The sequence below is a fragment of the Cupriavidus sp. JZ107 genome, from assembly GCF_053903255.1.
In genome coordinates this window covers 2,064,995-2,089,695 of sequence record NZ_CP096481.1, presented here as the reverse complement: position 1 = coordinate 2,089,695, position 24,701 = coordinate 2,064,995, and the positions used below count along the sequence as shown (strand labels likewise).

General features: G+C 68.6%; 20 protein-coding genes, 1 tRNA gene and 1 pseudogene. 8 read left to right on the top strand and 14 right to left on the bottom strand.

Features of this window, described 5'->3' with window-relative positions; genetic code table 11:
- Positions 1 to 113: 113 nt before the first annotated feature.
- Positions 114 to 207, top strand: a tRNA-Ser gene (locus M1D55_RS18910).
- 110 nt (positions 208 to 317) lie between these two features.
- On the opposite strand, the gene M1D55_RS18905 is transcribed toward M1D55_RS18910, so the two are convergent.
- Positions 318 to 1,484, bottom strand: coding sequence for a mechanosensitive ion channel family protein (locus M1D55_RS18905; RefSeq protein ID WP_456281546.1), 1,167 nt, complete (start codon positions 1,482 to 1,484; stop codon positions 318 to 320).
- A 350-nt stretch (positions 1,485 to 1,834) separates the two neighbouring features.
- Here M1D55_RS18905 and M1D55_RS18900 point away from each other — a divergent pair, with 350 nt between their 5' ends.
- Positions 1,835 to 3,028, top strand: a complete 1,194-nt coding sequence (locus M1D55_RS18900) for an acyl-CoA dehydrogenase family protein (RefSeq protein ID WP_456281545.1) — start codon at positions 1,835 to 1,837, stop codon at positions 3,026 to 3,028.
- A gap of 10 nt (positions 3,029 to 3,038) precedes the next feature.
- Complete coding sequence (locus M1D55_RS18895) at positions 3,039 to 3,863, top strand: IclR family transcriptional regulator (protein ID WP_064573233.1); 825 nt, start codon at positions 3,039 to 3,041, stop codon at positions 3,861 to 3,863.
- Here M1D55_RS18895 and M1D55_RS18890 read toward each other — a convergent pair.
- From M1D55_RS18890 to wrbA, 8 genes are all read right to left on the bottom strand, one after another.
- Positions 3,831 to 4,181, bottom strand: coding sequence for an AtuA-related protein (locus tag M1D55_RS18890; RefSeq protein WP_064573235.1), 351 nt, complete (start codon positions 4,179 to 4,181; stop codon positions 3,831 to 3,833). The genes M1D55_RS18895 and M1D55_RS18890 overlap by 33 nt on opposite strands.
- Positions 4,182 to 4,190: 9 nt before the next feature.
- The gene (locus tag M1D55_RS18885) at positions 4,191 to 5,546 is read right to left on the bottom strand and encodes an acyclic terpene utilization AtuA family protein (protein ID WP_456282736.1); all 1,356 of its coding nucleotides are present in this window, start codon (positions 5,544 to 5,546) and stop codon (positions 4,191 to 4,193) included.
- Positions 5,547 to 5,658: 112 nt separating this feature from the next.
- On the bottom strand, positions 5,659 to 6,654 hold the full coding sequence (locus M1D55_RS18880; RefSeq protein WP_456281544.1) for a Bug family tripartite tricarboxylate transporter substrate binding protein: 996 nt from the start codon (positions 6,652 to 6,654) through the stop codon (positions 5,659 to 5,661).
- Between the two features lie 198 nt (positions 6,655 to 6,852).
- Positions 6,853 to 7,509, bottom strand: a complete 657-nt coding sequence (locus M1D55_RS18875) for a hypothetical protein (RefSeq protein ID WP_456281543.1) — start codon at positions 7,507 to 7,509, stop codon at positions 6,853 to 6,855.
- Positions 7,506 to 8,915: a selenium-binding protein SBP56-related protein gene (locus tag M1D55_RS18870; protein WP_456281542.1), complete on the bottom strand. Its 1,410-nt coding sequence runs from the start codon at positions 8,913 to 8,915 to the stop codon at positions 7,506 to 7,508. Before M1D55_RS18870 ends, M1D55_RS18875 begins: the two co-directional genes overlap by 4 nt.
- 140 nt (positions 8,916 to 9,055) lie before the next feature.
- The gene (locus M1D55_RS18865; protein WP_456281541.1) at positions 9,056 to 10,489 is read right to left on the bottom strand and encodes an FAD-binding oxidoreductase; all 1,434 of its coding nucleotides are present in this window, start codon (positions 10,487 to 10,489) and stop codon (positions 9,056 to 9,058) included.
- A gap of 67 nt (positions 10,490 to 10,556) precedes the next feature.
- Positions 10,557 to 10,988 (bottom strand): DUF2069 domain-containing protein, encoded by a 432-nt coding sequence (locus M1D55_RS18860; RefSeq protein WP_006578176.1) that lies wholly within the window; start codon positions 10,986 to 10,988, stop codon positions 10,557 to 10,559.
- Positions 10,985 to 11,605 (bottom strand): NAD(P)H:quinone oxidoreductase, encoded by a 621-nt coding sequence (wrbA, locus tag M1D55_RS18855; RefSeq protein WP_006578177.1) that lies wholly within the window; start codon positions 11,603 to 11,605, stop codon positions 10,985 to 10,987. The genes M1D55_RS18860 and wrbA overlap by 4 nt, the downstream gene beginning before the upstream one ends.
- Positions 11,606 to 11,768: 163 nt before the next feature.
- Between wrbA and M1D55_RS18850 the strand changes: the two genes are divergently transcribed.
- Positions 11,769 to 13,130, top strand: coding sequence for a YihY family inner membrane protein (locus M1D55_RS18850; protein ID WP_456281540.1), 1,362 nt, complete (start codon positions 11,769 to 11,771; stop codon positions 13,128 to 13,130).
- 93 nt (positions 13,131 to 13,223) lie between these two features.
- Here the strand turns inward: M1D55_RS18850 and M1D55_RS18845 are convergent, their stop codons facing one another.
- Positions 13,224 to 14,051, bottom strand: coding sequence for an alpha/beta fold hydrolase (locus tag M1D55_RS18845; RefSeq protein ID WP_456281539.1), 828 nt, complete (start codon positions 14,049 to 14,051; stop codon positions 13,224 to 13,226).
- The gene (locus tag M1D55_RS18840; RefSeq protein ID WP_006578179.1) at positions 14,051 to 15,400 is read right to left on the bottom strand and encodes an O-acetylhomoserine aminocarboxypropyltransferase; all 1,350 of its coding nucleotides are present in this window, start codon (positions 15,398 to 15,400) and stop codon (positions 14,051 to 14,053) included. Before M1D55_RS18840 ends, M1D55_RS18845 begins: the two co-directional genes overlap by 1 nt.
- 301 nt (positions 15,401 to 15,701) lie before the next feature.
- Here M1D55_RS18840 and M1D55_RS18835 point away from each other — a divergent pair, with 301 nt between their 5' ends.
- The 3 genes from M1D55_RS18835 (at position 15,702) to aroC (ending at position 19,415) form a co-directional block, all read left to right on the top strand.
- Positions 15,702 to 16,148 carry a CBS domain-containing protein gene (locus M1D55_RS18835; RefSeq protein ID WP_006578180.1) on the top strand — a complete coding sequence of 149 codons (447 nt, stop codon included), beginning with the start codon at positions 15,702 to 15,704 and terminating at the stop codon, positions 16,146 to 16,148.
- Between the two features lie 142 nt (positions 16,149 to 16,290).
- Positions 16,291 to 18,198, top strand: coding sequence for an MFS transporter (locus tag M1D55_RS18830; RefSeq protein ID WP_456281538.1), 1,908 nt, complete (start codon positions 16,291 to 16,293; stop codon positions 18,196 to 18,198).
- A 104-nt stretch (positions 18,199 to 18,302) separates the two neighbouring features.
- Entirely contained in the window at positions 18,303 to 19,415 is a 1,113-nt protein-coding gene (gene aroC, locus M1D55_RS18825; RefSeq protein WP_456281537.1) for a chorismate synthase, read from the top strand.
- A gap of 82 nt (positions 19,416 to 19,497) precedes the next feature.
- Here aroC and M1D55_RS18820 read toward each other — a convergent pair.
- Positions 19,498 to 20,628 (bottom strand): annotated as a pseudogene (locus tag M1D55_RS18820) (NAD(P)/FAD-dependent oxidoreductase); the annotation flags it as partial.
- Between the two features lie 82 nt (positions 20,629 to 20,710).
- Positions 20,711 to 21,430 (bottom strand): FadR/GntR family transcriptional regulator, encoded by a 720-nt coding sequence (locus M1D55_RS18815; RefSeq protein ID WP_456281536.1) that lies wholly within the window; start codon positions 21,428 to 21,430, stop codon positions 20,711 to 20,713.
- Positions 21,431 to 21,780: 350 nt separating this feature from the next.
- Here M1D55_RS18815 and M1D55_RS18810 point away from each other — a divergent pair, with 350 nt between their 5' ends.
- Positions 21,781 to 22,659: a flagellar brake protein gene (locus M1D55_RS18810; RefSeq protein ID WP_006578584.1), complete on the top strand. Its 879-nt coding sequence runs from the start codon at positions 21,781 to 21,783 to the stop codon at positions 22,657 to 22,659.
- 169 nt (positions 22,660 to 22,828) lie between these two features.
- Here M1D55_RS18810 and M1D55_RS18805 read toward each other — a convergent pair whose 3' ends face one another.
- A complete protein-coding gene (locus M1D55_RS18805; RefSeq protein ID WP_456281535.1) occupies positions 22,829 to 24,517 on the bottom strand; it encodes an electron transfer flavoprotein-ubiquinone oxidoreductase in 1,689 nt (562 codons plus the stop codon).
- Positions 24,518 to 24,701: the final 184 nt, after the last annotated feature.

Here is a 24,701-nt window from a genome sequence, read left to right as displayed (position 1 = left end):
GCTCTGGCTGGGGCAGGCAAGTGCGGTGTCATCGATTCGTCGTTGACCAATTGCCGCACCCTCGCTAGAATACGCGCTTCGTTGTGCGGCCTCCCTCGCACAACGCAAGTTTGGGAGACGTGGCCGAGAGGTCGAAGGCACTCCCCTGCTAAGGGAGCATCCGGGCCAAAACCTGGATCGAGGGTTCGAATCCCTCCGTCTCCGCCAGTACATCGGTACATGGCGGCGGAACCCCGGAAGATCGCGGTCTTCCGGGGTTTTGTTTTTTGTGGCCCTTCATTTTGTGGCCCTTCATTTCGTGTGCAACGTGCCGCAGGCTACCGCGCCTGGGACAACGAAGGTCGGTCGCGATGGCTCTGTTTTGGGGGCCATGCCCGTTCGGGCTCGCCCGCATCGCGCCAGGCGGACCCGCTGGCCGCATGGGCATCGGCATCGGTCCCGACCAGCTGCACCGTCCGCACCGGCACTCCAAACTCCACGCCCAGCTTGCCCAGTTCCGTCACCATCGCCAGATTGATCGACTGCTGGATATCCATGTACAGGTTGTAGTCCGGATCGGTGACGAAGTAGACCACCTCGAACTCCAGCGCGCTTTCGCCGAAGCCCTTGAAATGCGCGCGGTCGAAGCGGGTTCTGCCTGCCGCGACGACGGCCGCCTTGACGATCTCCGGGATGCGCCGCAGCGTTTCCGGCGGCGTCTGGTATGTCACGCGGAAATTGAACTGGATGCGGCGTTCGGCCATGCGCTTGTAGTTGTGGATCGTCGTCTTCAGCAGTTCGGTATTGCTGCAGACGATCTGCTCGCCGCTCAACGCGCGCAGCCGCGTGGTCTTCAGGCCGATGCGCTCGACGCTGCCGGCGATGTCGCCGAACACGATGAAATCGCCGTTCTCGAACGGTTTGTCGAGTCCAATGGCCAGCGACGCGAACAGGTCGCTGAGGATGTTCTGCACGGCCAGCGCCACCGCCACGCCACCGACGCCGAGGCTCGCGACGAAGGCCGTGATATTGACGCCCATATTGGCCAGCACCGCGAGCAGCAGCACCGACCACAGCATCACGCGCATGCCCCATGCCATCACCGTGGTGAACACGGGATTGTGGGCCGAGGGTCCGCTACCGGTCAGGCGGTCGTACGTCCATAGCGTGACGGCATGATTGATCCAGATCGCGATCTGCAGCCCGATCAGCAGGAACCACAGATGGCCGATGCGGCTGGCCCATTTCGGCGGCAGATCGAGGAAGTCGACGGCGATCAGCAGCGCGGCCAGCAGCAGCACCAAGCGCGACGTATGCCGCAGCATGTCGGCCATGCGGTCGATGATCACCGGCCGCGTGCGGGCCGCGAGCCGGTCCAGGCGTGCGCCGGCGAAGCCCAGCAGCGTGACCAGCACCAGATAGCTGACCACGGCCGCGATGCCGGCATGCAGCCAGTTCAGGGCCGGGATGCCCAGGAAGACGTTCAGATCGAGCCATTCCTTCATGCCTTACCTCCTGTGCCGAGACGAACGCATGGGGTAGGGGCTTGCAGGATTGATGCCACTGCGCGGCCCGGCATCGGGGCCCGAGCCACACGGGGCGTGGAATGGGTCTATTTCAACGGATCCCGGCGCGACCCTCCGTGACGGCAGGACTGATGCGTTGCGATGGCCGCAGGCAATCGACCTTCGAAAATTCAAACGAGGGCATCGCTGACATGGTGCTGATGGCGGGCAGGCCGCGGGATGGAATCCCCTACAATCGGTTCACCGCATCCAACAATCAGCGGCGGGCACGCGCGATGCAGAGCGATCCATGATCCGCGAGCGCGACCGACCCCAAGGAGACACCCAGCATGTTCACCCCGTGCCCCACCGAACGCAGCCGCGTCATTGCCGATCGCGTCGAGCGTTTTGTCCGCGATGTCGTCGTCCCCTATGAAGCCGATCCCCGCTGCACGGCGCACGGGCCGACGAACGAACTGATCGACGAGATGCGCGCGAAAGCCCGCGCGGCGGGCGTAATGACACCGCATATCCTGCCCGACGGTTCGCATCTGACGCAGCGGGAAACCGCGGCCGTGCTCAAGCGCTCGGGCCTGTCGCCGCTGGGACCGGTTGCAGTCAATACGATGGCGCCGGACGAGGGCAATATGTTCCTGCTCGGCAAGGTCGGCACGCCGGCGCAGAAGCAGCGCTTTCTGGAGCCGCTGGTGCGCGGCGAGGCCCGCTCGGCGTTCTTCATGACCGAGCCCGCCGAGGAGGGCGGGGCCGGTTCGGATCCTTCGATGCTGCAGACCACGGCGACGCAAGCCGGCGGCGACTGGATCATCCGCGGCCGCAAGAAGTTCATCACCGGCGCCGAAGGGGCGCAGGTGGGCATCGTGATGGCGCGAACCGGCGACGGCGAGCACGCGCGGGCGACGATGTTCCTGGTGGATCTGCCGCATCCGGCCATTCGCATCGAGCGCGTGATCGACACCATCGACAGCTCGATGCCGGGCGGCCATGCGCAGATCCTGCTCGACGACCTGCGCGTGCCGGCCGACCAGGTACTCGGCGAGGTCAACGAGGGCTTCCGTTATGCGCAGGTGCGTCTGTCGCCGGCGCGGCTGTCGCACTGCATGCGCTGGTTTGGCGGCACGGTCCGGGCCGACGAGATCGCGCGCACGTATGCCACCACGCGCAAGGCCTTCGGCAAGCTGCTGATCGACCACGAAGGCGTGGGCTTCATGCTGGCCGAGAATCGGATCGATCTGCAGCAGGCCGCGCTGATGATCGACTGGTGCGCCGGCGTGCTCGACGGCGGTGCGGCGGGCACGGCGGAGAGCTCGATGGCCAAGGTCGCGGTGTCGGAGGCGCTGTACCGCGTGGCCGACCGCTGCGTGCAGATCATGGGAGGCCTGGGCGTGTCGCGCGACACCATCGTCGAGCAGATCCTGCGGGAGGTGCGGGCCTTCCGTATCTACGACGGTCCCACCGAGGTCCACAAGTGGTCGCTCGCGAAGAAGATCAAGCGCGATACGCTGGCCGGCACGCCCGCGCGCTGAACGTCGCGAGATGCCGTCGCGTCCCTCACCGGTCCAGCGCGCCCTTGCCGTGCTGCGCGCGCTGTCCGACCCGGAAGTGCGCCGCATGAGCGATGTCGCGCGCGCGACCGGGCTCGATCCCGCCACCGCGTCGCGCATGCTGGACCTGCTGGTGCAGGAGGGCTTTGCCACGCGGGACGAGATGCGCCGCTATGGCATCGGCCCGGAGATCTTCCAGCTGGCCGACGTCGCGCAGCGCCGGGCCGAGCTGCGCAAGCTGGCGCGGCCTGCCCTGCAGCGGCTGGTCGAGGCATTCGGCGATACCGCCGTGCTGACCGAGGCCAGCCGTGGCGAGGCGGTGTGTTCGGACGTGGAGCCAGGTACCGTCGCTCAAAGCGCGAACTACGTGTCGGTCGGCACGCGCCGGCCGCTCGGCGTCGGCGCGGGAAGTCTGGCGGTGCTGGCCTGGCTGCCGGCGCCCGAACGGGCGCATCGCCTGCAGCAGACCTCGCGCAAGCTTGCCAACTATCCGCGTCTGGACGCGGCCGCCATCGCAGAAGAAATCGAGGCGGCCCGTGCGCGCGGGCACGTGATGTTTCTGGACTGGGTGGTGGAGGGCATGGGCGGCATCGCGGTACCGATCCTGGACGACCAGGGGCGCCCGATCGGCGCGCTCAGCGTGGCGGCGCAGACGGTACGGTTGCGCGCGCGCGAAGCGGTGCTTGCGCGGCGGCTGAAAGCCGAAGCCAGCCGTATTGCCAGCGCATGGACCGGAACGGCGCTGGCCGCGCAGGGCGAACGAGGCCGGGTGACGGCGGTGCGCCTATCGCGCCGGCCCGCGCAACAGCGGCGCTAGCTCGTCCGGAATCTCGACGTCGAAGCGCAGCACCGCGCTGGCCAGCGCCTTGCCATAGTTGTCGATCGCCAGGCTGCGCGACACGCCGCCGCCGAGCGCGCCCTCGGCGACGAAGTTGAGCACCTGCAGTCCGTCGACCTCGTAGCGGGTCACCTCGCCCGTGATCAGCGTGCCGTAGCACGACCTGAACGCCGCCGCGGTCAGTTGCGCCTTGATATGCGGATAGAACTCGGGCGCGTAGGCGATCACGGCCGTGTTCGAGGTGTTGCCCTTGTCGCCGGAGCGGCTATGGGCCAGACGCCGCAGGGGTACACGCATGACGCTTCCTTACAGATAGTGAATCTCGGAGCGGATCAGCGCGCGCGGCACCAGTGCCGACCAGACGCCGATGATCTCGCGGGTGCGGTCCTGATGCGGCACGCGCTTGCCGGTCGATGCCAGCCCACAGACCGCCATGCTGTCGATCTCGCGGCCGACCTTGGCGGCTTCCTCGCGCGTGCGCGTGCGCGCCGCCACGCGTACCGCGATCTCGTTCGGCTCGCACGCCGGTTCTGGCGACGCGGCCCCATGCACGGCGTTGACGCCGAGAAAGTCGATGCGCAGCTCGTCCGCGCGCAGCTCCGCGATGGCGAAGCGTTCCTCGAGGATGCGCCTGGCCAGCTTCGCCTTTTCCAGGCAGCCCGGTCCCGCGTAGAAGAACATGTCTTCACCGATATGGCCCTCGGTGCAGCCCAGCGATACCTTCAGCGTGTCGGTGGCCGGCAGTCCGCCGACACCGCTGACGCGCACGCGGTCGGGCCCGACCTGTTCCAGCACCGCGCTCGAGAAGTCGACGATCGCGTCGGGCGTGAGATAGCGGCGCGGATCGTGGACCTCGTAGAACATCTGCTCCTTGACGGTCTGCAGGTCGATGCGCCCGCCGCTGCCTTCAACCTTCGCGATCACCGCGCTGCCGTCGGCCTCGACCTCCGCGATCGGGAAGGCGAGATTCCACGGCTCGGGCACGTCCTTGTAGCCCGGATCGCCGAAGTAGCCGCCGGTCACCTGCGCGCCGCATTCGAGCAGGTGGCCGATGGCGCTGCCGCGCGCGAGACGGGTCGCGTCGTCGGTCGGCCAGCCGAAATGCGCGATCATCGGCGCGAGGAACAGCGAGGGGTCGGCCACGCGGCCGGTGATCACGATCTGCGCGCCGGCGCGCAAGGCCTCGACGATCGGCGCCGCGCCCTCGTAAGGCTCCGCGCTGATCAGCGTGCCGCGCAGCGAGGACACCGGCGCGCCGCTCTCCAGCAGCGTCAGGTCGAGATCGCAGATGCTGCCGGTCAGGTCGGTGGTCGTGATCGCCGCGATCCGGACGCCGGGCAGCCCCAACTCGTCGCACAACTGGGCGACGCGCCTGGCGGCACCGAGCGGATGGATCCATCCCTGATTGCTGACGATGCGCGTGCCGTTGGCGATGCAGTGCGGCAGCACCGCGCGCATGCGCTCGTCGAGATAGGTGTCGTAGCCCGCGAACGCCGGGTCGCGCCGCTTGCGGACCTGCGCGGCCGAGACCGTGGCCTCGGCCATCGTTTCGAAGCAGAGATAGTCGAGCTTGCCTAGGCGCGCCGAGCGTTCTGCGGGTTCGACGCGATCGCCCCACCAGCCCGATCCCGAGCCGATGCGAAGGGTGCTGCTGCGAGTCATGGTGTCCGTCATGCCTGGGTCCTTCTTTGCTGCGGTACGTGTCGTGCGTGCCATACGAGCCGTACGTGCACGACGTGCGGTACGCGCGGTACGTGCGATACGTGCAGCACGCTCATTGGGCCTTGATCCCCGCGCTGCGAATCACGCGCGCCCACTTGTCGGTATCCGCCTTGATCTGCGCCGCGAACGCCGCGGAGCCTTCGCCGCCGGGCTCGGCGCCCAGTTCCTGGATGCGCTTGCGCACGTCCGGCATCGCCAGCACCTTGTCGACGGCCTGCTGCAACTGGCGCACGCGCTCGGGCGGCGTGCCGGCCGGCGCCAGCAGGCCGAACCACGAATTGACCTCGTAGTCCGGCAACCCCGACTCGCGCACCGTCGGCACCGACGGCAGCACCGAGGCGCGCTTGACGCCGGTGACGGCCAGCGCCTTGATCTTGCCGCCCTGGATCTGCGCCAGCGCGGAGGGCAGGTTGTCGAACATCAGGTTGACCTGACCGGCCAGCAGGTCCGTCATCGCGGGCGCCGCGCCCTTGTACGGCACGTGCTGCATCTTGACGCCGGCCATCATGCTCAGCAGCTCGCCCGACAGATGCGGGGAGCCGCCGGTGCTGGTCGACGCGTAGTTGATCTTGCCCGGCTCGCGCCTGGCGAGCGCGATCAGCTCGCCGATGGAGTTGGCCGGCAACGTGCTGTTGACCAGCAGCACGTTGGGCGAATTGGCGACCAGCGTCACCGGCGCGAAGTCCTTCGCGCTGTCATACGGCATGCGCGGATAGATGAACTGGTTGGTGACCTGCGTGCCGAGCGTGCCCATCAGCAGCGTGTAGCCGTCGGCGGCGCTGCGCGCGGCCGCCTCCGCGCCGATGTTGCCGCCCGCACCGGGGCGGTTCTCGACCACCATCGGCTGGCCGAGTGCCTCGCCGGCTTTCTGCGCGACCAGCCGCGCCAGGATGTCGGTCGTGCCACCAGGCGTGAATGGGACGATCAGCCGAATGGGCTTGCTGGGAAAGGCCTCGGCCGCGCTCGCGGACAACGCGGGAACGGCCGCGGCGCACAGCATCGCCATCGCGGCGAGCAGGGCGCGCCGCGCAAGGGAATGACGCTTCATCGGTTTGTCTCCTCGGCGCCAAGGCGCGCGCTGGTTTCGTCAATGGAAACTCTGTGCGGCACAGGGTAGGGCGGCGCCGAAAGCAGCGTCAAACGAAGCGATCAGATTTTCATTGAATGAAAATTCTGGTGTGGGGAGCTGGGTTCCGTCGCGCTCCACCTTGCATCGGCGCCAGGCGCGTTCAGCATGCAGGTACGTTCAGCGCGCCGTCGCCGCCATCAGCGACATCCCACCCACCAGCACGAGACTCAACGCCCAGGCGGCGTCGGTATTGATCCAGCTGCGCGAGACCAGCGCGAGGCCGACGTGGCGATAGGCGACCCAGGCCATCGCGCCGCCGCCCGCGATCATCGCCGCGGTGTGGACCAGCGCGACGAGCATCGCCATGCCGGCGTTGCCGAAGGCGAGCGAGGCCGCGGCCTGATGGCCCGCGTCGGCCCCGGTGCCGCAGAGGTCGAGATAGAGCGGCACCAGCATCAGCCCCGCCCCATGGGCCAGCGCGATCGCGAAGGACCACAGCGCCAGCCGCGACGGCGGGATGCGGGCGAGCGCGCGTGCATGGCGGCGCCGCGCCAGCAGCGCGATGCCATAGCCGATCACGAGGGCGGCGGCGACGAAGCGGATCTCGCGCTGCCAGGCGGCCAGCGACGCGAGCAGGCCGAACGGCAGCGTCAGGGCCATCACCGCGCCGGCATGGCCGAGGCCCAGATAGCCGAGCGCGGCGAACACCGCGTCGTCACGCCGCGCCATCAGGCCGTTCGACACGGCCAGCGGCCACCCCATCGCGGGGCTCAGGCCGTGATACAGGCCGCTGACCATCACGCCGGTCCACAGGCCGGCCTGTTCCCACGTCATCGCGGTCCGACGGACGGATAGCAGAACGAATCGGTCGAGCAGTCGCCGCCTTCGAGGCGGATCTGATGGGCGCGGTAGCCCGCGGGGAAGTCGACCCAGAAGTCGTCGGCCAGCGTCAGGCCGCCATCCGGATCGGCATGGGCCATGACCTGGGCCGCCGGCACGCCGTCGGGATAGAACTGGTTGTCCCAGCTGGAGTAGAGCGAGTTGGACCAGTAGACGCGGCGGCCGTCGCGGCTGATCTCGACCATCTGCGGTCCCGCGGCGAACGGCTTGCCGTTCGGATGCGGCGTGCGGCGCGCGATGCCACCCAGATGGACGGAACCCGTCAGCCGTGGCTTGCGCGGATCGGTGACGTCGTACTGGCGCATCTCGCCGGTGCCCCAGCACGACACGTACAGAAAGCGGTCGTCGAGCGACAGGTCGATGTCCGTCACCAGCGGCGGCACGGCGCCGAACCCCTGCAACATCGGCGGCAGCACGTCCGTGGCGGCCGGTTCGGCCGGAATCGTCGCGGTCTTCTCGGCGTGGAATTGCCCGTCCTCGCGCCACCACGTCCAGATCGATCCTTCGAGATTGGTGGTGTCGACCACCACGCCGACGAAGCCGTATTCGCGCACCGGGTCGTGGGCGGGGCGCACCTCCAGCGCCATCTGATGCCGCGCGCCGAGGTCGATCGTCTGCACGTTGCGCCGCGCGCGCAGGTCCCAGAAGTGCAGGCGATGGCCATAGCGATTGGACAGCAGGTCCTCGGGCACCAGGCCATTCTCGAACTGCGGCGGCAGCGCCCATTCGCTCGATACCATGTAGTCGCGCGGCAGGTTCCACCAGAAGTCGTAGTGCTTGTCCTGCGGGCCGCGGTCGATCTCCCAGCGGCCCAGCACGTCGAACGTCTCGCAGTCCATGATGAAGATGCCGGGCGCGCCGTCGGTGCCATCCTTGCCGGCGCCGCCGAGCGTGCTGACATAGATTCCCTCGGGGCCGCAATGCACGGTGTGCGGCCGCGAATACCCGGTCTTGCGGAAGATCTCGTCGGGCTCGATCACGCGGTGGATCGCCGCCTGGGTCGGATGCGGTTTGGTATCGACGATATAGATCCGCGACGAGCGCATGCCGGGGATGATCAGGAAGCGCCGTTCGAGAAACGCGTGCCCCGTCAGCGGGGACAGCGCCGACGAGCAGGCATTCCAGCCGAAGTGGTGCAGCTCGTCTCCGCGGTGGGTCATCGGCACCGTATGCACGACCTGGCTGTAGGTCGGCGAGCCAGGTTTGACGTCGATGACGGCCAGCGCATCGGGCTGCGAGGCATCGGGGCTCAGCATCACCGTGTAGGCGTACTCCTCCGCCGGCGCTTGCATCGCCAGCGCGGGCGAGGCGTGGAATGTGGGATCTGGCCGCAGGCTCATGGAAGTCCCCTTCTTGCAGCGATGTGCCGCGCGAACCTATCTACACTAGGTCGCGACGAAAGGGGCGTCAACGAAACCGGGGCCTGCCGCTACGACGGATTTCGCATGAGCTTATGCGCGCTTGCCGCCGCCGCCGCGCCTTACACCACCTTGCCCGGATTCATCAGCCCGAGCGGGTCCAGCGCCTGCTTGATCGCTCGCATCATCGCGAGTTCGACCTCGCTCTTGTAGCGCCGATTCTCCTCGCGCTTGAGCTGGCCCAAGCCATGCTCGGCGGAGATGGAGCCATCGTACGCATGGACGCTGTCGTGCACGATGCGGTTGATCGCATCCTGATGCGCGAGGAAGGCGTCGTGGTCCTGTCCCGCCGGCGGCGACACGTTGTAGTGCAGGTTGCCGTCGCCCAGATGGCCGAAGGTCACCATGCGCACGCCGGGGAAGGCGGCCTGCAGCTGCGCGTCGGTGCTGGCAATGAAGTCGCCGACGCGCGAGATCGGTACCGCGATGTCGTGCTTGATGTTCTTGCCTTCCTCGACCTGCGCCAGCGGGATGTGCTCGCGCAGATTCCAGAAGTCGCGCGACTGCTGCACCGATTCGGCCACCACCGCGTCGGCGACGATGCCGGCGTCGAAGGCCGCTTCCATCAGCGTTTCGAAGGTCGCGCGCGCGTGCTCGGCGCTTTCGCTGTCGGACAGCTCGAGCAGTACCACCTGCGGATGCGGCCGGTCGAACGGGTAGCGCAGTTGCGGATAGTGGCGCGTCACCAGTTCGAGGCACATCGCCGACATCAGTTCGAAGCCGGTCAGCATCGCGCCGGCGTGGCTCTGCGCCAGCGCCAGCAGCGCCAGCGCGGCACGCGGGTCGGCCACGGCGGCGAGCGCGGTCACGCGCGCACGGGGCGCCGGGTACAGCTTCATCACCGCCGCCGTGATCACGCCCAGCGTGCCTTCCGCACCGATGAACAGGTCGCGCAGGTCGTAGCCGGTGTTGTCCTTGCGCAGGCCGCGCAGACCGTTCCAGACTTCGCCGCTGGCGGTCACGACCTCGAGCCCGAGGCACAGCTCGCGCGTATTGCCATAGCGCAGCACGCCGGTGCCGCCGGCATTGGTGGCCAGGTTGCCGCCGATCGTGCAGCTGCCTTCCGCGGCCAGGCTCAACGGAAACAGCCGCTCGTGCTCGGCGGCCGCCTGCTGGACCTGCTGCAGGATCGCGCCGGCCTCGACCGTGATCGTGTTGTTCAGCGGATCGACCTGGCGGATGCGGTTCAGGCGCTTCAGCGACAGCACCACCGAAGGCTGTGCGCCGTCAGGCGTCGCGCCGCCGCACAGGCCGGTATTGCCGCCCTGCGGCACGATCGCGATCTGGTGCGCGTGGCAGGCGCGCACCGCGGCGGCCACTTCGTCGGTGGTGCCCGGCAGCAGCACGGCCAGCGCATCGCCGGTATAGCGGCGGCGCCAGTCGGTCAGATAGGCCGCCTTGTCCTCGGCTTCGGTCAGCACATGCGTCGGCCCCAGCGCGGCGCGGCACAAAGACAGGAAGGAGTGGAGGCGGGCGTCGGTCGGGGCTTGCGTCATGGCGTTGGCGGTCGGGTCGGGTCGGAGGAAGCGTCGATGGGAGCGCCGATAAAGACGGCGCGGCGGTTCAGTGCCGTGCCTGCGTGGAAGCCGCTGCGTCGGCCTGGGTTTTGGCCTGCGCACGCGCACGGCGCTTGTACGGGCGCAGATAGAAGATGGTCGCGAAGAAGAACAGCACGGTCAGCGCGACCTCGCACCACGCCAGCCACGACGACGGCGCGCGATCGCTGGTGGCGCGCACGACCCCTTCGGTGAAATACAGCAGGATCAGCATCGACGACCACTGCATCGTGTAGCGGTTACGCGTCAGCATGCCGCGCAGCGGCAGCAGCAGCGGCACGAACTTGACGATCAGCCAGGAGCCGCCCGGCCGCAGCGGGGCGAGGAACCATTCCCAGGCGATCGACAGCGCGATCAGCGCGAGCAGGCTGGCGATGCTCAGCCGGTACAGCAGCGGGCTGTGCAGCGCGGCGTCGTCGCGCGGGTCGGCCGGGTTCATCGCGACGCTCCGTTGGCGGAGGCGTGGTCGGCAAGCCGCAGCGCGGTCTGTGCCAGCCGCTTGCCCATCGCGATGGCCAGCGCCGATTCGTCTTCGCTGACCGGCCGGCTGTTGTCGCCGAGCGCGTGATGGCTCGGCCCGTAAGGCGTGCCGCCGCCCACGGTCGTCATCAGCCCGCGTTCGCTGTAGGGCAGTCCCATCACCAGCATGCCGTGATGCAGCAGCGGCAGCATCATCGACAGCAGCGTGGTTTCCTGGCCGCCATGCAGGCTGCCGGTCGAGGTGAACACGCAGGCCGGCTTGCCCGTCAGCGTGCCCGACAGCCATTCGGCGATGGTGCCGTCGAGGAAGTACTTCATCGGCGCGGCCATGTTGCCGAAGCGGGTCGGGCTGCCGAGCGCCAGGCCGATGCACTCGTGCAGGTCGCGCAGTTCGACATAGGGCGGGCCGTCGGCGGGGATGTCCGGCGCGGTGGCCTCGCACACCGTCGAGACCGGCGGCACCGTGCGCAGCCGCGCGTGGGCGCCGGGCACGCTGTCGATGCCGGTGGCGATCAGTTCGGCGAGCTTGCGGGTGCTGCCGTGACGGCTGTAGTAGAGGACCAGGATGTCGGACATGAGGGCGGAAGGGCAGGCAGGAACGGGACGGGCGTTACATTGCGCGCAACATGCGCAGCGGCGCGCGCGGTGATCCGCGCTTGGCCGCACGGGCATCCCATGCAGGGCAACCGGCGTATTATAGTGGCGGGCTCGGCGCCCGCCGCCCTGGAGTTTGTCCCGCATGTCCCATCCGAGTCTCCTGTCCCGCAGCACCAACCGTCTCGCGCGCCTGCGCCGCGAATGGAACTGGCAGAAGCTGCGTGCGCTGCTGCGCTATGCCGCGCGGCGCGCAGGCGAGGATCGCCTGCCGCAGGTCGCGGCCAGCCTGACCTTCACGACCGTGCTGTCGGTGGTGCCGGTGCTGACGGTCGCGTTCGCGCTGCTCGCCGCGTTCCCGATGTTCGCGAACTTTCGCAACGCGATCGAAGGCTTCCTGTTCCAGAACCTGATTCCCGGCAATCTGACCGATTCGATCACCGGCTATCTGGGGCAATTCGCGCGCAATGCCAAGGGCCTGACCGCGGTCGGCCTGGTCGGCCTGATGGTCACGGCGGTGCTGACGATGCTGACGGTCGAGGACGCGCTCAATGCGATCTGGCGCGTCAAGCAGAAGCGGCGCTTCGCGCAGCGCGTGCTGGTGTTCTGGGCGGTGCTGACGTGCGGCCCGGTGCTGATCGGCGGCAGCCTGTCGATCAGCTCGTACCTGATCTCGATCTCCGCCGGCTATGTCGGCACGATGCCGTTCGGCGTCGGCTTTGCGGTCAGCCTCGCTCCGGTGCTGCTGTCGGCGATCGCCTTCGCCTTGCTCTATACGGCCGTGCCCAACGCCTATGTCGAATGGCGCGATGCCATTCTCGCGGGGCTGGTGGCGGCGCTGGCATTCGAGCTGTCCAAGCGCGGCTTCGGCTATTTCGTCACGCGCTTCCCGACCTATACCGCGGTCTACGGTGCCTTCGCCGCGCTGCCGATCTTCCTGCTGTGGATCTACCTGAGCTGGCTGGTGACGCTGCTCGGCGCCACCATCGCGGCCAACCTGCCGGTGGTGCGGCAGGGCTACTGGCGCCGCCGCACCTTTGCCGGTAGCGAGTTCTACGATGCGCTGGGCGTGCTGTACGTGCTCTACCGCGCGCGCGAGCAGGCGCCGCGCAGCGTCGGCGAACTGGACCTGGGCCGCAAGCTGCGGGTCGAGGCCGATTATCTGGCGGTGCTGCTGGGCAAGCTCAATGCGATGCATCTGGTCGGCAAGCTGCAGCACCATCGCGGCCAGGCGCACTGGGCGCTGCTGTGCGACCCGGCGCGCGTGCCGCTGCGGCTGCTGCACGACCGGCTGGTGCTGAACCTGCCGCGGCTGCCGCGCACCGCGGTGGCGCAGCTGCTCCACGGCGCCGACGCGTTGCGCGGCGTGCTGGAGAACCCGATGCTCGACAAGACGCTGCAGGAAATCTTCGACACCGGCGCGATGTCGCCACCGCAGACGCCGGCGGGTGAGGGGCAGCGCCGCACGCTCGAGGTGGTCCCGCCCGGCTGGCACGGGCAGGTCTGAGGGGGGATATCGCGTCGTTCCCGCGGACGCGGAAACCCAGCGTCTTTTCAAGCCACTGGATCCCCGCTTTCGCGGGGACGACGGTGTGGGCGATTAACCGCCGCTCGCCATCACGCGCCGCGCAAAGCCCGCCAGCGCGTCCAGCACCTCGTCCGGCTTCTCTCCCATGATTGCGTGGCCGCAGGGCACTTCGACCACGCTGGCGCGCGGCATCGTCGACGCCAGCGCGCGGGCCGAGCGCGCCGGCGTCATCATGTCCTTGCTGCCGATCACGACCAGCGCCGGACACTGCAGGCCCGCCGCGGCGCGCTCGCCGTTGGCGTAGGCGTTGCAGGCGGCAAAGTCGGTATGGAACACCTGGCCCTGCGGATTGCGGCGGCCGACCCGTTCCATCAGCCGCTGGCCGACGCCATGCATCCAGAAGCCAGGACCGGGCGCCGACGGCTTGTTGGCCAGGCTCGAATGCGACCACGCATTGACCATCGCGATGGCCTCGTGCTCGCGGTTCTGCGCGGCGTCGAGCAGCGCGTCCGACACCTTCATCGGATAGGCGGTCGCCAGCATGCCGATCGCGCGCACCGCGCCGGCATGGCGCGCCGCGCATTCGAGCGCGATCAGCGAGCCCATGCTGTGGCCGAACACCAGCGCGGGCTGCCCGACGCCGGCCGCTCGCAGCAGCGCGGCGATCCAGTCGGCCATCTGCTCGACCGTGGCCAGCGGCGGCCCCTCGCTGCGGTTGTGGCCGGGCAGGTCCACCGCGAGCACCGAGAAGCCGTGATGCGCAAACCAGCGTGTCTGCAGGCCCCAGACGCTGTGGTCGTTCTGGGCGCCGTGCACGAACACGGCGCAGGGCAGGGCGGGATCGAAGGGTTTGCCGCCGGTATAGGCGTAGGCCCGCTGGCCATCGACGTTCAGGTACATCAGGCGTTCCCTCCGTTGGTCTTGTTGCCGGCAGTGCCGCTGCCACCGCCGCTGCCTTTCTCCATCGACTTCTGCGCCGCCTTCAGCCCGCGCTTCAGGTCATCGATCAGGTCGTCCGGATCTTCGAGGCCGATCGACAGCCGGATCGTGCCCTCGGCGATGCCGGCCGAGCGCAGCGCCGCGGCATCCATGCGGAAGTGCGTGGTCGAGGCGGGATGGATCACCAGCGAGCGTGCGTCGCCGACATTGGCCAGATGCGAGAACAGCGTCAGGCTTTCGATGAAGCGCTGGCCGGCGGCGCGGTCGCCCTTCAGGTTGAAGCTGAACACCGCGCCGCAGCCGCGCGGCAGCAGCCGTTTGGCGATGGCATGGTCCGGGTGCGATTCGAGCTCGGGATAGGCCACCGACTCGACCATCGGGTGCGAGACCAGGAACTGCACCACGCGGCGCGCATTGTCGATATGGCGCGCCATCCGCAGCGGCAGCGTCTCGATCCCCTGCAGCAGCTGCCACGCCGCCATCGGATTCATGCAGGCGCCGAAGTCACGCAGGCCCTCGCGGCGCGCGCGCAGCAGGAAGGGCGCGACGGTGCTCTCCTCGGTGAAGACCATGTTGTGGAAGCCCGCATACGGCTCCGACAGCTCGGGAAAGCGCCCGGATGCCTCGAAATCGAAGTTGCCGCCTTCGGCCAGCACGCCGCCGATGGTGGTGCCATGGCCGCCGAGGAACTTGGTCGCCGAGTGGTAGAGGAGCGCCGCGCCGTGCGCGAACGGCTGCAGCAGATAGGGCGTGGTGAAGGTCGAGTCGACCAGCAGCGGAATGCCATGTTCGTCGCCCAGCTGGGCCAGCGTCGGGACGTCCAGCACGTCCAGGCCCGGATTGCCGAGCGTCTCGCCGAACAGCAGCCGGGTCTCGGGCCGGATCGCGGCGCGCCAGGCGTCGATGTCGCGCGCCTGCACGAAGGTGGTCTCGATGCCGAAGCGGCGCAGCGTGTAGTGCAGCAGATTGTGCGAACCGCCGTACAGCGCGGACGAGGCGACGATATGCGAGCCGGCGCCCATCAGCGTGGCGATCGCCAGATGCAGCGCGGCCTGGCCCGACGCCGTGGCGATCGCGCCGACGCCGTTCTCGAGCGCGGCGACGCGCTCCTCGAACACGGCCACGGTCGGATTCGAGATGCGCGAATAGACGTGGCCAGCCCGTTCCATATTGAACAGCGAGGCCGCGTGTTCGCTGTCGCGGAACACGAACGAGGTGGTCAGGTGGATCGGCGTGGCGCGCGCCCCGGTGGCCGGGTCGGGCGCGGCGCCGGCGTGCAGCGCGAGGGTATCGAAACGGGTATCGGACATGGTCTCTTTCGTGTCTCCTTGTATCGTGGTTCCAGCGAAGCCGTCTGACAGCGGCCGGTACCGGCACGCTCGCGCGGGGCGAACGTCCGGCGGCATGCGGATGTGCCGGCCTGCATCGTAGCATTGGCCGCCGGCGGCGGACCGCGCGGCGCCGAAGGGCTCCGGCTTTACTTGGGCGCCCGCTTTCGGCTAGCATCGGCCCATCTATCGCGGATGGCGCGCAAAGCCTGCGCAGCCACGCGGTTCGGGCGGTTCAGGCAGGCGATGCCCGCCGCACCGGCATCATCGAGGGGAGACCATTATGAAAGTCAGCGACATCCTGCAGATCAAGGGCAATACGCTCTATACCGTCAAGCCGGATACGTCACTGCTGGAGGCGGTCACCACGATGGCCGAGCGCGACATCGGCTCTCTGGTGGTGATGGAGTACGGCGAACTGGTCGGCATGCTGACCTTCCGCGAGATCATCCAGACGCTGGCGTCGAACAACGGCAATGTCGGCAACGCAACGATCCGCCGCGTGATGGACGACGCGCCGCTGACCTGCACGCCCGAGACTGATGTCAATGAAGTTCGCCGGATGATGCTCGAGCGCCATGCCCGCTATATGCCGGTGCTCGACAGCCGCACGCTGATGGGCGTGATTTCGTTCTACGACGTGGCCAAGGCCGTGGTCGAGGAGCAGAGCTTCGAGAACCGGATGCTGAAGGCCTATATCCGCGACTGGCCGGAAGAGAAGGCCAGCTGAAGCGGTCCCGCCGGCGAGGGGCGGGCCATCGCGGTGCCGCCCGCCCGGCTCCCACCTGTTCGAATCCCGACTCCGCGTCCGCGATCGCGCCTGGACGTTCTGCGCCACCGTTGGCGCCACCCTCCGCGCCATTCCCCGATCCATGAGCCAATCGAGCCAGTCCCGCCTGCTGCGCGAGCGCCGTTTTGCGCCGTTCTTCTGGACCCAGTTCCTGGGCGCGATGAACGACAACGTGTTCAAGGTCGCGTTCACCTCGCTGGTGACCTACCAGACCGCGCGCTTCGAGGGCGTGGACGGGGCCAGCGCGGCCTTCCTGATCTCGGCGATCTTCATCGCGCCGTTCGTGCTGTTCTCCGCCACCAGCGGGCAGATCGCCGACAAGATCGAGAAGTCGCGGCTGATCCGGTTGGTCAAATCGCTCGAGATCGCGATCATGCTGGTCGGGCTGGCGGGCTTCGCCTGGTATAGCGCGCCGCTGCTGTACCTGACGACCTTCCTGATGGGCCTGCATTCGACGCTGTTTGGCCCGGTCAAGTACGCCTACCTGCCGCAGCACCTGGAAGATAGCGAGCTGGTTGGCGGCAACGGGCTGGTCGAGATGGGAACCTTCGTCGCGATCCTGCTCGGCACCGTGCTCGGCGGCGAGTTGGCGGCGGTGGGCGGAGCGGCGGCACGGCAAGGCATTCCCGCCACGCTCTATATCGGCGCGGCCTGCGTGGCGCTGGCGATCGCCGGCCGCGTGGCGGCGTCGCGCGTGCCGCTGTCGCCGGCGCCGCAACCGGACCTGAAGCTGAACTGGAACCCGGTGACCGAGACCTGGCGCAACCTGATGCTGGCCCGCGAGAGCCGTACCGTGTTCCTGAGCCTGCTGGGCATCTCGTGGCTGTGGTTCCTGGGCGCGACCTTCCTGACCTCGTTCTTCGCGTTCGCCAAGACCGTGCTCGGCGGCGACCAGAGCGTGGTGACGCTGCTGCTGGCGGTGTTCTCGGTCGGCATCGGCGTCGGCTCGCTGCTGTGCGAGCGGCTGTCGGGCCGGCATGTCGAGGTGGGCCTGGTGCCGTTCGGCTCGATCGGCATGACGGTGTTCGCGATCGATCTGTACTTCGCCAGCCGGGGCCAGGCGCCGGCGGCGCTGAGCGGCATCGCGGCCTTCATCGCCGAGCCCGCGCACTGGCGCGTGCTGGCCGACCTGTTCCTGCTGGCGATGTTCGGCGGCTTCTACAGCGTGCCGCTGTACGCGCTGATCCAGAGCCGCAGCGCGCCCACGCATCGCGCGCGGATCATCGCCGCCAACAACATCCTGAACAGCCTGTTCATGATCGCCTCGGCGCTGCTGGCGATGGCGATGACCGGCGCGGGCTACAGCATCCCCGAGCTGTTCCTGGCCGTCGGGCTGCTCAATGCCGCGGTGGCGATCTACATCTATTCGCTGGTGCCGGAATTCCTGCTGCGCTTCGTCGCCTGGATCCTGGTGCATACGGTGTACCGGCTCAAGCGGATCCACACCGACCGGATTCCCGCCGAGGGGCCGGCGGTGCTGGTCTGCAATCACGTCAGCTTCGCCGATGCGGTGGTGCTGATGGCGGCGAGCCCGCGGCCGGTGCGCTTCGTGATGGATCACCGGATCTTCCGCGTGCCGCTGCTGTCGTGGTTCTTCCGGCAGGCGCGCGCGATTCCGATCGCCCCGGCGCATGAAGACCCGCAGACGCTGAAGCACGCCTACGACGAGGTCGCGCGGGCGCTGGCCGCCGGCGAACTGGTCTGCATCTTCCCGGAGGGCAAGATCACCGCCAGCGGCGACATCAATCCGTTCAAGCAGGGCGTGCAGCAGATCGTGCGCCGCACGCCGGTGCCGGTGGTGCCGATGGCGCTGCGCGGCCTGTGGGGCAGCTTTTTCTCGCGCAAGGGCGGGGCGGCGATGACGCGGCCGTTCCGGCGTGGCATCCTGAGCCGGCTCGAACTGGTGGTCGGCGAGCCGATCGCGCCGGAGCAGGCTACGCCCGAAGGCCTGCAGCAGGTGGTGCAGGGGCTGCGCGGCGAATGGCGGTAGGCGAGGGCCCGCGGCGTCCGAGCCGGCGCCGCAGTGCGGTGCCGTCCAGTGTCACATCAGGCCGTACAATGTAGGCCTTTCCCAATTCCTGCGTGGTTTTCATCATGTCCGGCAATACCCTCGGCCTGCTCTTCACAGTCACCACCTTCGGCGAGTCGCACGGACCCGCCATCGGCGCGGTGGTCGATGGTTGCCCGCCGGGCATGAGCCTGAGCGAGGCCGATATCCAGGGCGATCTGGACCGCCGCAAGCCGGGCACGTCGCGCCACGTGACGCAGCGCAAGGAGCCGGACCAGGTCGAGATCCTGTCGGGCGTGTTCGAGGGCAAGACCACCGGCACGCCGATCTGCCTGCTGATCCGCAATACCGACCAGCGCAGCAAGGACTACGGCAATATCGTGGAGACCTTCCGTCCGGGCCACGCCGATTACACCTACTGGCAGAAATACGGTATCCGCGACCACCGCGGCGGCGGCCGCTCGTCGGCCCGGCTGACCGCGCCGGTGGTGGCCGCCGCGGCGATCGCGCGCAAATGGCTGCGCGAGCAGTACGGCACCGAGATCCGGGGCTATATGTCGCAGCTGGGGGAGATCCAGGTGCCGTTCACCGACTGGGCCGAAGTGCCGCGCAACCCGTTCTTCGCCGCCGACGCCAATATCGTTCCCGAGCTGGAGACCTATATGGACGCGCTGCGCCGCGACGGCGATTCGGTCGGCGCGCGCATCGAGGTGGTGGCCAGCGGCGTGCCGGTGGGTCTGGGCGAGCCGCTGTTCGACAAGCTCGATGCCGATATCGCGCACGCGATGATGGGGATCAATGCGGTCAAGGGCGTCGAGATCGGCGCCGGCTTCGCCAGCGTGGCGCAACGGGGCAGCGTCCATGGCGACGAACTGACCGCGGCGGGCTTTCGCACCAACAATGCCGGCGGCGTGCTGGGCGGCATCTCGACCGGCCAGGACATCACCGTGTCGCTGGCGATCAAGCCGACCTCGAGCATCCGCACGCCGCGCGAATCGATCGACAAGGCGGGGCAGGCCGCCACGGTCGAGACCTTCGGCCGCCACGACCCGTGCGTGGGCATCCGGGCGACGCCGATCGCCGAGGCGATGCTGGCGCTGGTGCTGATGGACCACGCGCTGCGCCATCGCGCGCAATGCGCAGACGTGCGGGTGGAGACGCCGCGGATTCCGGCGCAGGCGCCGAAGGCGCAGGGTTAAGTCATCCCGATTGTTTTCTCCCCCTCTCCCGCATGCGGGAAAGGGGCGGGAGAGGGAAGCTCGATTGTCGCGTGCGGCGCTTCTATTCCGCGATCGCCGCCACCATTTCCCCAATCGCCAGCGACGCCGTCAGCCCCGGCGATTCGATGCCGAACAGATTGACCAGCCCGGGCACACCGTGCACGGCCGGGCCGTCGATGCGGAAGTCCGCGGCCGGCTCGCCCGGGCCGCTGATCTTCGGGCGGATGCCGGCATAGCCCGGCTGCAACGCCCCGTCCGCCAGCGCCGGCCAGTAGCGCCGTACCTCGTCATAGAAGCTGTCGGCATCGTGCGGATCGACGCCATATTCGATCTCGTCGATCCATCGCACATTCGGGCCGAAACGGGCCTGGCCGCCCAGGTCCAGCGTCAGATGCACGCCCAGCCCGGCCGCCTCGGGCACCGGGTAGATCAGCCGCGAGAATGGCGCCCGGCCGGCCAGCGTGAAATAGCACCCCTTGGCGTAGAACTGCGGCGGGACATGCTCCGCCGGCATGCCTTCGATCCGGCGGGCCAATTCCGGGGCCGTCAGCCCTGCCGCATTGACGACGGTGCGGGCCAGCAGCGTGGTCGCGGTGTCGCCGCCGACTTCCAGCACGATGCCGTCGGTGGTGACGGCGCCGGCCTGCACCGGCGAACACACCGCGAGCATCGCGCCGGCCCGCTCGGCATCGCCCAGCAACGCCAGCATCACGCCGTGGCTATCGACGATCCCGGTCGACGGTGACAGCAGCGCCGCCTCGCACTGCAGATTCGGCTCGAGTTCCAGCGCCTGTTCGCGCGACAGCAGGCGCAGATCGCCGACGCCGTTGGCGGCGGCCTTTGCCCGGATGCCTTCGAGTGTGGCGACCTGGGCCGCGCTGGTCGCGACGATCAGCTTGCCGCAACGCTGGTGCGCGATCTGGTGGCTGGCGCAATAGTCGTACAGCATCGCCTTGCCGCGCACGCACAGCCTGGCCTTCAGCGAGCCGGCCGGGTAGTAGATGCCTGCGTGGATCACCTCGCTGTTGCGCGCGCTGGTGATCGTGCCGAAGGTGTTCTCCGCCTCCAGGATCACCACCTCGCGCCCCTGCTGCGCAAGCGCCCGCGCGACCGCCAGGCCCACCACGCCGGCGCCGATTACCACGCAATCCACTGATTCCATCGTTGCTTCCCTTGCTTTGCTTGCTTCTTCGTTGCTTCTTCGTTGCGTCTTCGAGGGAGCCGATGCGGGACAGCGACTGCGATCGCGCTACCGGCTTCCTCGTCTTTTGCGGTCAATCCAGTTCGAGCCCCATGCGCGCCGCCGCCGCCTCCAGATGGCGGCGGGCCGCCTGCCGTGCCGCTCCGGCATCGCCGGCGGCGATCGCCTCGGCCAACGCCGTGTGTTCCTGCTCGGCCGCGCCCGGCCCGCCGCGATAGCGTGCGGCGTTTTCCCAGGCCAGCCGGCGCGCGGCGAGCAGTTGCTGGCCAACGAAATCGGTCAGCCCCGCCATGCACGGGTTGTGCGCGGCCTGCGCGATCGCCTGGTGGAACGCCACGTCGGCCGCCGCCGCGCTGGCGGCGTCGTCGCGCTGCGCCCGCATCGCGGCGAGGGCGGCGGCGATCGCGGCGAGATCGGCGTCGGTACGGCGGCGTGCTGCCAACTCGGCGCAGGCGGTCTCGGCCATCACGCGCAGTTCGAACAGGTGCGTGAGCGTCGGTCCGTCGGCCGGGCCGCCGTCCGCACCGGCGGCATCGCCGCGCAGCCGCCAGACCTGTCCGCCCGGCGTGTCGGAGACGTAGGCGCCCGAGCCCTTGCGCGTAACCAGCACGCCGTCGGCCTTCAGTTGCGCGATGGCCTCGCGCACGATCGGGCGGCTGACGCCAAACGCCGCCGCCAGGGCGGACTCGGCCGGCAGGCGCGCGCCGGCAACGAAGCGGCCCGCGCCGATATCGGCGCGGATCGCTTCGGCGATCCGTGAAGCCAGAGAGGAGGGGCGGGTGAGGGGTTCCAAGCAGGGTTCCGTTGGCGGGTCGTCGGTAAGGGGGCCAAAGGTGGCCGCGTCGGGCCGAGTCGTCGTGGCAATCTGTAAGGCTGTCAGACAGCTTTGACGAGATTCTGGGGTTACTCGACGCCTGCGTCAAGGCGGAAACGGTGGGGCCCGGCCAACGCCCATACCGCCATCCGCCCGGCGGCCCGTTCGCTATCACCCCGGCGGCCCGTTCCGTTATCCCCCTTAGGTAGGGTGTCGCTAAACCTTTGGGGCCTGGCGCCGATAGCTGTGGAATCGGGAGGCGCGGCCGCGGCCCGGCGGCCGCCCCCGCACTGTCGCCCACGGCCGTGGGCATTGAAATTGGGACGCCGATGATTCCTCTGACACCGAACGACCTGCCGGTCGGCCAGCCTTTGCCGTGGTCGCTGCTCGACGGGCAGGGCAACCTGTTGCTCGGCAGCGGCAAGGTGCTCGCCGACGGCCGCGACGTCGCGCTGGTGTTTCGCCATGGCTCGGTGTGCCGGCCCGATCCGCTACCGCCCGACGATGCCGCGCCGGTCGGTGCGGTGCGTGTCGATCCGGTGCCCGCGCAGGCCTCGGGCCCGCTAGGGCTGCAGGTCGGCACGCTGCTGCAGATCAAGGCGCCCGACGACGGCGGCCGCGCGGCGGCGAGTCGGCTGATCGGCTTTATCGAGCAGGGGCTGTTCGTCAGCTGGCCGCAGTTCGGCGGCAACGACGCCACCTTCCAGGCGGGCGAGGAGGTGCTGCTGCGCGGCTTCACCGGACAATCGATCCACAGCTTCCGCTGCACCGTGACCGCGGTGTGCCGCAGTCCGTTCCGTTACCTGGTGCTGTCCGTGCCGACCGAGGTGCAGCAGGTGCCGGTGCGCAGCAGTCCGCGCGTGCAGACCCGGCTGGCGGCGCAGCTGATGGATCAGGACGGCGACGCGGCCGGCGCGCCGCGACTGGCGGTGCTGTCGGACCTGAGCGCCGGCGGCGCGCTGGTGCAGACGGCCGGCCCGACGCCCGCTCCCGGCACGCGGCTGCAGCTGCGTTTCGTGCTGCGCACCGCTGGCACCGACAGCGAGATCACGGTCGACGCCTGGGCGCGCAATCCGGCGCGCGACGACGGCGACGCCGAGTTTCCGGCGTTCGGCGTGGCGTTCGATCTGCTGGGGGAAAGGGAGGCCGCGTTATTGCACTGCTATATCTACGAGCAGCTGCTGGCCGCGGCCAGCATGACGGTGTAGGCGGGGAGGGATTTGCTCCCCTCTCCCGCGTGGCGGGAGAGGGGCTGGGGGAGAGGACAGCAGCGTTCGATGAACGGGGGGCGTTCGCGATGGCGCACGCCGCTTGCCCTCTCCCGGACCCCTCTCCCACGTGTGGGAGAGGGGGAGAACAGCAAGGCGGTGAGCCGCCTTACATCCCCACGTAGTTCGGACCGCCGCCGCCTTCCGGCGTCACCCAGACGATGTTCTGGGTCGGGTCCTTGATATCGCAGGTCTTGCAGTGGACGCAGTTCTGCGCGTTGATCTGCAGGCGCTGCCCGCCGCGTTCGTCGTCGGCGACGAACTCGTAGACGCCCGCCGGGCAATAGCGGCTTTCCGGGCCGGCGAACTTGTCCAGGTTGATCTGCACCGGCACGCTGGCGTCCTTCAGCGTCAGGTGGGCGGGCTGGTTTTCCTCGTGGTTGGTGTTGCTGATGAACACCGAGCTGAGGCGATCGAACGTCAGCTTGCCGTCCGGCTTCGGATAGACGATCTGCTGGCATTCGGCGGCCGGCTTCAGGTAGACGTGATCCGGCTTCTCGCGGTGCAGCGTCCACGGCGGATTGCGGATGCCGAGCTTGGGCAGCAGCCACTGCTCGATGCCGGTCATCAGCGTCGCCGTGGTGCGGCCCTTCTTGAACCACTGCTTGAAGTTCTTGGCCTGCAGCAGTTCCTTGTACAGCCAGCTGTTCTCGAACGCGGCCGGATAGGCGGTCAGCTCGTCGTGCTGGCGGCCTGCCTGCAGCGCCTCGAAGGCGGCCTCGGCGGCCAGCATGCCGGTCTTGATCGCGGCGTGGCTACCCTTGATGCGCGAGGCATTCAGATAGCCGGCGTCGCAGCCGACCAGCGCACCGCCCGGGAAGATGGTCTTGGGCAGCGACAGCAGGCCGCCCGCGGTGATCGCGCGCGCGCCGTAGCCGATCCGCGTGCCGCCCTCGAAGTACTGTCGGATCTGCGGATGGGTCTTGAAGCGCTGGAATTCCTCGAACGGCGACAGCCACGGGTTGGTGTAGTCGAGTCCGACGACAAAGCCGACCGCGACCTTGTTGTCCTCCATGTGATAGAGGAAGGAGCCGCCATAGGTGGCCGGGTCCAGTGGCCAGCCCGCGGTGTGAACCACCAGGCCGGGCTTGTGCTTGCTCGGGTCGATCTCCCACAGCTCCTTCAGGCCGATGCCGTAGCTCTGCGGGTCCTTGCCGGCATCGAGGCGGAACCGTTCGATCAGCTGCTTGCCCAGGTGCCCGCGCGAGCCTTCGGCGAAGATCGTGTACTTCGCGTGCAGCTCCATGCCGAGCTGGAAGTTGTCGGTCGGCTCGCCGTCCTTGCCGATGCCCAGGTTGCCGGTGGCCACGCCCTTGACCGAGCCGTCCTCGTTGTACAGCACCTCGGCGGCCGGGAAGCCCGGGAAGATCTCCACGCCCAGCGCCTCGGCCTGCTGGCCGAGCCAGCGCACGAAGTTCGACAGGCTGACGATGTAGTTGCCTTCGTTATGGAAGCACTCGGGCAGCAGCGCCGGCGGCGTGCCGCGCGAGCCGGTCTCGTTCAGGAACAGGAACTGGTCCTCGGTGACCGGCTGGTTCAGCGGCGCGCCCAGTTCCTTCCAGTTCGGCAGCAGTTCGTTCAGCGCGCGCGGGTCCATGATCGCGCCCGACAGGATGTGGGCGCCGGGCTCCGAGCCCTTTTCCAGCACGCAGACATTGACTTCGCTGCCATTGTCCTGCGCCAGCTGTTTCAGGCGGATGGCGGTCGCCAGGCCGGCGGGACCGCCGCCGACGATGACGACGTCGTATTCCATGGATTCGCGGGGGCCGAACTGCTCCACGAGCTGCTGCTGGTCCATTGTCTCTAACCCTCTTTTGTTGCTGCGTACTTGTGTTTGGGGAAGCGGTGATCCGGGGTGGCCTGTGCTGCCGGAACCGGGCGACGGCAAGGTCGGCAAGGATGGCATGGGGCCGGCAAGGCGGGGTCGGCGTGCTGCGCGTTGGCGCGTGGTCCGGCTGCTTGGGGTCGGCTCTTCTGCTGGA

Bases quoted from the DNA above. Each gene is read 5' to 3' on its own strand.
- M1D55_RS18905 (WP_456281546.1), bottom strand. From the start codon at position 1,484: ATGAAGGAATGGCTCGATCTGAACGTCTTCCTGGGCATCCCGGCCCTG.
- M1D55_RS18900 (WP_456281545.1), top strand. From the start codon at position 1,835: ATGTTCACCCCGTGCCCCACCGAACGCAGCCGCGTCATTGCCGATCGC.
- M1D55_RS18895 (WP_064573233.1), top strand. From the start codon at position 3,039: ATGCCGTCGCGTCCCTCACCGGTCCAGCGCGCCCTTGCCGTGCTGCGC.
- M1D55_RS18890 (WP_064573235.1), bottom strand. From the start codon at position 4,181: ATGCGTGTACCCCTGCGGCGTCTGGCCCATAGCCGCTCCGGCGACAAG.
- M1D55_RS18885 (WP_456282736.1), bottom strand. From the start codon at position 5,546: ATGACTCGCAGCAGCACCCTTCGCATCGGCTCGGGATCGGGCTGGTGG.
- M1D55_RS18880 (WP_456281544.1), bottom strand. From the start codon at position 6,654: ATGAAGCGTCATTCCCTTGCGCGGCGCGCCCTGCTCGCCGCGATGGCG.
- M1D55_RS18875 (WP_456281543.1), bottom strand. From the start codon at position 7,509: ATGACGTGGGAACAGGCCGGCCTGTGGACCGGCGTGATGGTCAGCGGC.
- M1D55_RS18870 (WP_456281542.1), bottom strand. From the start codon at position 8,915: ATGAGCCTGCGGCCAGATCCCACATTCCACGCCTCGCCCGCGCTGGCG.
- M1D55_RS18865 (WP_456281541.1), bottom strand. From the start codon at position 10,489: ATGACGCAAGCCCCGACCGACGCCCGCCTCCACTCCTTCCTGTCTTTG.
- M1D55_RS18860 (WP_006578176.1), bottom strand. From the start codon at position 10,988: ATGAACCCGGCCGACCCGCGCGACGACGCCGCGCTGCACAGCCCGCTG.
- wrbA (WP_006578177.1), bottom strand. From the start codon at position 11,605: ATGTCCGACATCCTGGTCCTCTACTACAGCCGTCACGGCAGCACCCGC.
- M1D55_RS18850 (WP_456281540.1), top strand. From the start codon at position 11,769: ATGTCCCATCCGAGTCTCCTGTCCCGCAGCACCAACCGTCTCGCGCGC.
- M1D55_RS18845 (WP_456281539.1), bottom strand. From the start codon at position 14,051: ATGTACCTGAACGTCGATGGCCAGCGGGCCTACGCCTATACCGGCGGC.
- M1D55_RS18840 (WP_006578179.1), bottom strand. From the start codon at position 15,400: ATGTCCGATACCCGTTTCGATACCCTCGCGCTGCACGCCGGCGCCGCG.
- M1D55_RS18835 (WP_006578180.1), top strand. From the start codon at position 15,702: ATGAAAGTCAGCGACATCCTGCAGATCAAGGGCAATACGCTCTATACC.
- M1D55_RS18830 (WP_456281538.1), top strand. From the start codon at position 16,291: ATGAGCCAATCGAGCCAGTCCCGCCTGCTGCGCGAGCGCCGTTTTGCG.
- aroC (WP_456281537.1), top strand. From the start codon at position 18,303: ATGTCCGGCAATACCCTCGGCCTGCTCTTCACAGTCACCACCTTCGGC.
- M1D55_RS18810 (WP_006578584.1), top strand. From the start codon at position 21,781: ATGATTCCTCTGACACCGAACGACCTGCCGGTCGGCCAGCCTTTGCCG.
- M1D55_RS18805 (WP_456281535.1), bottom strand. From the start codon at position 24,517: ATGGACCAGCAGCAGCTCGTGGAGCAGTTCGGCCCCCGCGAATCCATG.